Genomic DNA, 7,686 nt, shown 5'->3' with positions numbered 1-7,686 from the left:
AACCTTAAAAACCGAATACAATGAGTAAAGAATCATCTAGAAGAACTTTCATCAAAAAATCTGCAATCGCGGGGACAGCAGCAATGGTATTACCTACCATTATCCCGGCATCAGCTTTTGGCGCGAATGACAGAATAAATGCTGCAGTACTGGGAATCAATGGCAGAGGCAAAAGCCACATCCAAGGCTTTATGGCTCAAAAAGATGTGGAAGTCACCACCCTGTGTGATCCAGATATGAACCTTCTGACTCCTGCTCAGAAAGCTTTCAAGGAAAAATACAGTAAGGATGTAGCGATTGAACAAGACCTGAGAAAGGTTTTTGACAACAAGGATATCGATGTAGTCAGCTTGGCCACACCTAATCACTGGCATGCTTTGGCTACTATTTGGGCCTGTCAAGCAGGCAAAGACGTTTATGTAGAGAGAACCAGGCTCGCATAATATCTCAGAAGGACGTAGAATGATAGAAGCGGCCGAAAAATACTGACCGAATCGTGCAACATGGAGTTCAGCTACGAAGCTCTCCGGCTGTGCAGGAAGCCATTCAGTTGATGCGTGATGGCTACATTGGTCGAGTGTATATGGCTCGGGGTCTAGTGTTTAGAATGCGTGGAGATATAGGAATTAAAGGACCTTCTCCTGTACCAGCTGGATTGGATTATGACTTATGGACTGGCCCGGCACCAAAGGCTCCTTTTACGCATGATCTGGTGCATTACAATTGGCACTGGCATTTTGATTATGGAAATGGAGATGTAGGCAACCAGGGTATCCACGAAACAGACCTATGCATGTGGGGCCTTGATGTAGGTTTTCCTACGAAGATCACCTCTATGGGAGGCAAATACCTGTGGAAGGACAGTAAGGAAACTCCGGAAGTTTTGACTTCTATCTATAACTATCCTGATGAGGATAAAATTATCCAGTTTGAAGTTCGCCCTTGGTACACCAATGCAGAGGACGGAGCCACCGTAGGTAATATATTCTACGGGGACAAAGGCTATTTGGTCGTAGATGGCTATGATAAGTACAAAACCTTCTTGGGCAATGATCGCACGCAGGCAAGTCTGGAGATGATGGGGGAGCTGCTGCGTTCCGGAATGGATAGAGGAGCAGGAGGAACTGATGTTCACTTTGCCAACTTCATTGAGGCTGTTCGCAAGCATGATAAATCTATCCTAAATGGACCGGTGGAAACCGCTCACTTATCTTCTGGCTTGGCACACTTAGGGAATATTTCTTACAGACTGGGAAGAGTGTTGGACTTTGATCCTAAATCCGAGAAGTTTGTCAACGATCCTGAAGCCGATGCGATGCTGACCCGTGAGTACGGGCCAGCTTGGTTTTGAGGTACCTGCTAAAGTTTAGATTTCTAATTATCAGCTAATAAAAAACCCTGTCAGAGATTGTTCTGACAGGGTTTCTTTTTGAATAGGTATTGGATTACTATTTCACTTGACTTTCGGTATTGAGGAGTAAATTTAGTCTAGCTTCTCTACCCTCGTAGGCGTGTCTTCTCCGCTGATAATGCTTTGACTGCTCAGCGCAATGGCTTTAATTACCTCGGTCATATTTTCCATATCCAGCGTCTCGAACTCATCACTTGCTTTGTGGTAATTAGGCTCATTGTTTGGTGCTTCTTCCATTTTGGAGGTGGAGATCGTATGTGCTGGAACACCTAAAGCAGCTAAGGTTCTGTTATCAGATCTGTAAAATAAGTTTTGCTTAGGGTAGGGATCTGGTTCGAAATGGAATTTAGAACCTTCCAGATTCTTTTGAAGTATCTCGCCCATAGAACTCTTTTCAAAACCAGTGATGTAAGCAGAATTTGGTCCCCACTTACTGTCGGTGCCAATCATCTCGATATTGAACATAGCGACAACTTTATCTGGATCAAGCTGCTGGCTGAAGTAAGTACTTCCAAATCCACCAGACTCTTCTGCGGTGAAGGCTACAAAAATTAAGGTTCGCTCATTGTCCTTAATTTTATTGAAGTATTTCCCTAGCATCATAACAGCTGTAGTTCCTGCCGCATCGTCATTTGCCCCGTTGTAAATACTGTCCTGATTTGCGTCCGGCCTTCCTATTCCAAGGTGATCGTAATGTGCTCCAAAGACAACGTATTCATCCTTTGAAGATTTGCCAGGTATCACACCGACGACGTTCTTAAGCTCCTGCTCAGTAATTTTATTGGTGATTTTAAGTGATACAGAACTTGGGTCAAGTGTTTCTGTCAGCACGAAAACCTGGGAATGTGCACTAGGGAATTTTGCCCTGCCTGCTATTCTTCCTAATCGAGCGTAGTTACTGGAATGCGAAGGATCTATTAGGACCAAGGCGTTCTTTTCACCTCTCAAGACAGGAAATACCAACTGATTGAAATCGGCATCTTTTGGTACTTTGACCACTTCTATGTCTGACAGAGAATTGATTTCTATAGTTGCAGACGTACTATTAACTACCAAGTTGCTAGGGCTCAAAGCTTCTTTGTCTAGCGTTCCACTCACCTCAGCTGGAGTGGCTTGAATCATAGAAAAGCGCTGCAAATAGGATTTGTTTTCACCGAAATACCCTAAGCCGCTTGCTTCAAACTCTGAGGCTATGAAATTCGCAGCCTTTTCCAATCCTGGAGAATAAATTCCTCTTCCTTCCATCTCATCCGAAGAAAGAATTTTTTCTACTCGTGCTACTTCTGATACTGAAATGATAGAGCCGATTTTCGGCGTACAGGAATTAAGGCCTATACAAATAATGAGGATAGCGAGCGTTTTTTTCATGGGGTAAAAGCTTAATTCTGAAATATAGAATAGCGTAAAGATTGTCTCTTTTTGCCAATAATAGGCATGGTTATTAAAAAAGAGCAGCCTACGTTTTGTTAAATGGTCACAACATTATGCGTTTGTGGGCAATTTGTTGGAAAGGCTTTAGAATGGGTTTTGTGATAGTAGCAGCTTCAATTCCGAAGTTGTTTTAATCGGTCTCTCGCATTTTGATTTTCAGGATATAATTCAAGGGATTTTTCAAAATTTTCAATTGCCTTTTCATTTTCCCCAACAAACAAATAGGCTTCACCTAAACTGTCAAAAAGGTTGGCAGATTCTGGATACAAATATGTCGCTAATAGGAAAATGTTTATTCCTTTTCTCGATGTCTCAGGGTTGAATAGAAGCTGTAGTCCTAGATTGAGCTGTAGGCTTTCCTTCCGGTAATTTCAACTTCAGGATAATCATTCCAGGAGTGAATTGGTACAAGTCAATCAGATTTTGATAGATGCTTGGCTGCAAGCCTAATTCGATTGAAATCCTGAAAGTAGAGAAAGCTTGGCCGCTCCGCTTGCTCGGATCCATAGCTTACGTAACTCTTCATGCATGTTGTTTACAGAAGGCGTGTTATTTATGAATTTCATAGCTCTGATCATCACCCTTTAAATAGGCGTCTAAAAACCGTAAAGTGTAATGAGAAACCCATTTGTAGGATTCCATGAGTTCGGGATCACTTTTGTCTTGCCTCTTATCTCGAGGTTGGAATAAGACCCCTAAGGTGCTAAAATAGGAATGCGAGAGGTTGTGGAATTTCAGGCTATAGGCATTGCTTTTAATCAGATCATCATAAAATTCAAACGTGTTATTTAAGCTTGGATCTATTTTTTCAGCCAGTAAAACTTCATCAGGTATGTTTTTCTGGGCCAAATGAATAAAGGGAACATCCACGTTTTCAAGATTGAGAAATGGCGATTGCTTTAAGGTTTCATATTGATACTTGATGCTTCTGCCATCTAGGCTTACTATAGCCTTGATTTGCTCATTTCTCATTTGAGCAAGTACATTGGACAAGCCTCCATAGCTAAATCCTATAGTGGCAATTTGGTCGAGATTCGCAGCGGGAACTTTTGCTACTTCAGCAAGTAGAAACTCGATATCCCGTGCTTGCGCTTCCATATCTTTCCCCGTCCCACCATCAAAATCTATTCTCTGCTCCCCGACTTGGACTAGAAATCACGATATAACCATGGCTTGCCAAATATTCGCAAAGCGCAAAATTCTCAATTGAAGATGCCTGATAGCTTGGCGCGTAGATTAGCACAGGGAAAGCTCCATTTGCTGAGGATAAGACAGAATGGGCAGTAGTAACTTCTTGGAGGTGAGCTCGATTTTCAGGAGTGTTGGGATAGTAAAACCAGTTTAGGATTTGCTCATCTGGGAGGTATTCGCCATTCCTCTTCTTCCTTTAGAACTTGCATGTAATCTAAAACTGTCAACGCTTCGGTTTCGGTAGGATGATCTGTGGAAGGATACCAAATGCTTACAGGGATCGGCCTAGGGATACTTCTGTTGTTCCAATCGTAAATTCTCTGGTAAGTTCGAGTGCTGTCAGCGGTAACATAGTGCCGGAATCCAACCGCTAAAGGCTCCATTTTCCAAATCAATTTCATCCAATGAAGTTTGCCCGAAACTGAGAGAGCCTTTAAAAATTAGTAAAAGAATGACTGTGTTCCATTTCATGGAGAAGTTATTAGAATTACATCTTAGGATTCAAAGTTGGCTATAATATACATATTTGAATTTCTATGGCATATGTGAAGGGAAGGTATAGCGATGTAGAATAGCTAGGAAAATTAATCCAGAGAAGTGAGATTATTTGCTCCCCTTAAGAATCCCGGCAAGCTCAAGTGCACATCCCCAAGCTACAGTAAAGCCAGCACCACCATGACCATAATTGTGAAATACATTAGCGCAGTGAGAGTCAAACTCAAAGCGAACAGCGCTTCTTCTTGGGCGTAAGCCTACAATAACTTCTAGTATCTCCGGACTCTGGGAAATACCTGATTCTGTTAGTCTATGTAAGATCAAATCGGTATCTGCAGGATCGATTGACTCATTCCAATCATTCTCATAATCTGTTCCGCCAATTACAGAATCCTCAGATCTATTAATGATATAGCTGAGTGCGCCTCTTTTGGTGGGATTGGCAAAGGAAGGAACATTCATCTTCTTACATCGAAGGATTTGTCCTCGCATGGGATGCAGATCTTTATCATTGCAGAGTGATTTTGCTCCCAAACCCGTGCAGTTGATCACCAAGGCATCCAGACCAGCCATTTCCTCCAACGAAGTAACTTCCCGATTTTCAAAAGAACCTCCATTGGCAATGAAACGCTCGAAAAGATGTGGCAAATAAAGTTGGGGTTCTGCCAAAGGAACTTCAGAAATAAATGCCATTTGCATTCCTTTTGGTAATTCCTCAGGTCTTGCTTTTCGGACTTTCCCGGCTGGAAGTTGTCTTGTCCAGTCAATATTACTTTCTGGTGTGTAAGCTGTGAGAAAAGGAATAAAAGCTACTCCATTTCCTTCCTGGATTTCACTTTTATAGCGCTCATAGGCTAAAGTCGCCCAATGGTTTGTCTTTTCTTTGGGATGGATTTCAAAAGGAAACCAGATTGCACCGACTTTGCTGGAAAGAGTTATATCAAATCGCTCTTTGGCGACAAGCCGAACCTGAAAACCTGCTTCCTGAAGTGAAATAGCAGAGGTTAAACCCACTATTCCAGAGCCAACCACAGTGACTGATTTCATTAATAGCTTATTTTTTGGAGGCAGGGAAAGTTCCGTTGGGTTGGATTAGCAGCATTTGTGATGTGTTATCCTTTTCTTCAAACCTAACTTTATATCCTGTCAAGCCTTTTACCATAAATTCATTTTCTCCGGTGGGAGTGAGTGTATATTCTGGTTGCCCAGGCACGAATAAGGTCAATTTATCCTCCTTCATAAATACTTTCAAATCAGTTCCTCCCAACGCATAGGTTCCCACATAAGACTCCAGCGTTTCGGTAGAAACTTTTGCTTCTGCTGGTGTACGCTTGAAAGTCAGGGGATCCAGTGTCGGCTCCAATTTCAAACTGGCAGCTTCTATATCTCCCAGATCGCTGGTTCGGAAATTGAAATTGAGGCCTCCACCTGAAGTCGTATCTACCTTATTGTCTTTGACCGTCAATGCCTCGAAAATATCGTAGTGAAGATGATTTAGATAAACTCTTTCTCGAACAAACTGAGCCCAAAGTGAATCATTTTTGTATTCAATAGTAAAAGTGCCATACCCTGGATGATTGTATTTTCCTGTGTATTCAACCAGGGTATGAGATGGAGCGGTATTGGGTACAGTGCTGGACTTTTTCTCTGCTTTTGCTTTCTCCTGTTGTTCTTTGATCTTATTTATTTTTTCTGAGTAATAGCTTACCCAGTCAGTTTTTTCCAATCCTAAAATTTCATCAGCAAGAGCATCTCGTACTAGCCCTGGCAAAGCAGATCCATTTTGATTAGTCAGGACTACGATGCCTAAGCTGTCAGTTGGGAAAAATGCCACATTGGCAGAAAAGCCATCGATGTTTCCTCCGTGTTCAAGCCTATAGTGGCCTTTGTAGGAAGAATTGAACCAGGCATAGCCGTAACTGTTCAGGTGCTGATCTGGGAATTTCTTATCGGCAATCCCACCACCGACTAGCATCAGGGGATTCACGGCTTTCGCTACATAGGCCTCTGGGAGCACTTGAGTGTCACCTAGTTTGCCTTTGTTTAGCCAAATCTTCAACCAATTCGACATCTCTTTAACACTACTATTGATACTTCCGGCTGGGCTGATAGCTGCTATATCGTAGTAAGGCATGGCTTTGTTTGTAGTGAAGTCTTCCAAACTGTAGCCTTTGGAGATATTATCTTGAGCTACCATTTCGCTTATGCTCACATTGGAGCTAGTCATGTTAAGTGGCTTGAAAAATCGCTCTCTGATATTGTCTTCCCAGCTTTTGCCAGTTAGCTTTTCCGTGATTAGACCTTGTGCCAAATACATGAAGTTGTTGTAGTACCATTGCTTGCGAATTCCAGTGAATGGTTCCTGATATTTCACTCTAGCCAAAAGACTGTCTTTGTCTGCGGTTGGAAATAAATACCATGATAGATCATGCCGAGGTAGACCAGTTCGGTGGCTGATCATGTCCAAAATAGTGACTTGGTTATTTAATTCTTCGTTGTAGAATTCCAGTTCTGGCAAATATTTCTTAGGACTGTCGGTGAATTTCAATCCTTTTTCTTCCTCCATTATTCCTAAAAGCGCAACGGTAAATGCTTTGGATGAGGAGCCAATAGCATAAAGTGTGTTTTCATCCGCTTCGATCTTGTTTTCCAGATCCCGATATCCAAAACCTTTAGAATAAATCACCTGATCACCTTGGACCACAGCTACTGAAAAGCCAACTGTTTGAGTAGCTTCCTGAAGTGCTTTTAGCTTGGTGTCAATTGTTGTGGTGTTTAGCTTTGTCTGCGCATAAGTCAGTGAACCCGTGATAAAAAAAAGTATCGCAATTAGTGTGCTTCGCATGATTACTTGAATAAAGGTGGTTTTACAACCTTAAACTCAAGATTTTTTCCCTTAAAATCTAAGTATTAATAGAGTTTTTTTAGAACTGGGCTTACCCAATTCTTACTCGCGTGGTGCAGAGGCGACTACTTGGGGCCTATTCCTTAAATCCCAAGCAGCCTTAGCCTCTGACTTTCCTCCACACAAAATCTTATTAGGGTTAAGATTCTCTTCGGGTTAATAACGAAGAATGGTGAGGGTAAATTCTCGTGGATTGTACTAATTAGCTTTAAAAGATGTTAAGCTTGAAGCGCCTATACTTCACCTAGGTTTG

9 protein-coding genes are annotated in these 7,686 nt (G+C 42.0%); 2 read left to right on the top strand and 7 right to left on the bottom strand.

What is annotated here, in order from left to right; genetic code table 11:
* Nucleotides 1–20 precede the first annotated feature (20 nt).
* Entirely contained in the window at nucleotides 21–443 is a 423-nt protein-coding gene (locus AC0L6R_RS09845; RefSeq protein WP_473271020.1) for a Gfo/Idh/MocA family protein, read from the top strand.
* Nucleotides 444–496: 53 nt separating this feature from the next.
* Nucleotides 497–1,351: a hypothetical protein gene (locus AC0L6R_RS09840; protein ID WP_473271019.1), complete on the top strand. Its 855-nt coding sequence runs from the start codon at nucleotides 497–499 to the stop codon at nucleotides 1,349–1,351.
* Between the two features lie 132 nt (nucleotides 1,352–1,483).
* Here the strand turns inward: AC0L6R_RS09840 and AC0L6R_RS09835 are convergent, their stop codons facing one another.
* From AC0L6R_RS09835 to AC0L6R_RS09805, 7 genes are all read right to left on the bottom strand, one after another.
* Entirely contained in the window at nucleotides 1,484–2,779 is a 1,296-nt protein-coding gene (locus AC0L6R_RS09835) for a M28 family peptidase (RefSeq protein ID WP_473271018.1), read from the bottom strand.
* A 176-nt stretch (nucleotides 2,780–2,955) separates the two neighbouring features.
* Complete coding sequence (locus AC0L6R_RS09830) at nucleotides 2,956–3,063, bottom strand: hypothetical protein (protein ID WP_473271023.1); 108 nt, start codon at nucleotides 3,061–3,063, stop codon at nucleotides 2,956–2,958.
* Between the two features lie 91 nt (nucleotides 3,064–3,154).
* Nucleotides 3,155–3,349 carry a hypothetical protein gene (locus tag AC0L6R_RS09825; RefSeq protein ID WP_473271017.1) on the bottom strand — a complete coding sequence of 65 codons (195 nt, stop codon included), beginning with the start codon at nucleotides 3,347–3,349 and terminating at the stop codon, nucleotides 3,155–3,157.
* 42 nt (nucleotides 3,350–3,391) lie between these two features.
* Entirely contained in the window at nucleotides 3,392–3,940 is a 549-nt protein-coding gene (locus AC0L6R_RS09820) for an alpha/beta hydrolase (RefSeq protein ID WP_473271016.1), read from the bottom strand.
* Between the two features lie 254 nt (nucleotides 3,941–4,194).
* Complete coding sequence (locus AC0L6R_RS09815) at nucleotides 4,195–4,434, bottom strand: hypothetical protein (protein ID WP_473271015.1); 240 nt, start codon at nucleotides 4,432–4,434, stop codon at nucleotides 4,195–4,197.
* 202 nt (nucleotides 4,435–4,636) lie between these two features.
* Entirely contained in the window at nucleotides 4,637–5,575 is a 939-nt protein-coding gene (locus tag AC0L6R_RS09810; protein WP_473271014.1) for an FAD-dependent oxidoreductase, read from the bottom strand.
* A 7-nt stretch (nucleotides 5,576–5,582) separates the two neighbouring features.
* Entirely contained in the window at nucleotides 5,583–7,373 is a 1,791-nt protein-coding gene (locus AC0L6R_RS09805; RefSeq protein ID WP_473271013.1) for a serine hydrolase, read from the bottom strand.
* Nucleotides 7,374–7,686 lie beyond the last annotated feature (313 nt).

The sequence above is a fragment of the Algoriphagus sp. 10J20-15 genome, from assembly GCF_055809615.1.
Note: the sequence above shows the minus strand (reverse complement) of the source record. Positions and strands in the feature narration are given on the sequence as shown.

What these genes read in the sequence shown, in the direction of transcription:
- AC0L6R_RS09845 (WP_473271020.1), top strand. Translation starts at nt 21, where the DNA reads ATGAGTAAAGAATCATCTAGAAGAACTTTCATCAAAAAATCTGCAATC.
- AC0L6R_RS09835 (WP_473271018.1), bottom strand. Translation starts at nt 2,779, where the DNA reads ATGAAAAAAACGCTCGCTATCCTCATTATTTGTATAGGCCTTAATTCC.
- AC0L6R_RS09825 (WP_473271017.1), bottom strand. Translation starts at nt 3,349, where the DNA reads ATGGATCCGAGCAAGCGGAGCGGCCAAGCTTTCTCTACTTTCAGGATT.
- AC0L6R_RS09820 (WP_473271016.1), bottom strand. Translation starts at nt 3,940, where the DNA reads ATGGAAGCGCAAGCACGGGATATCGAGTTTCTACTTGCTGAAGTAGCA.
- AC0L6R_RS09815 (WP_473271015.1), bottom strand. Translation starts at nt 4,434, where the DNA reads ATGAAATTGATTTGGAAAATGGAGCCTTTAGCGGTTGGATTCCGGCAC.
- AC0L6R_RS09810 (WP_473271014.1), bottom strand. Translation starts at nt 5,575, where the DNA reads ATGAAATCAGTCACTGTGGTTGGCTCTGGAATAGTGGGTTTAACCTCT.
- AC0L6R_RS09805 (WP_473271013.1), bottom strand. Translation starts at nt 7,373, where the DNA reads ATGCGAAGCACACTAATTGCGATACTTTTTTTTATCACGGGTTCACTG.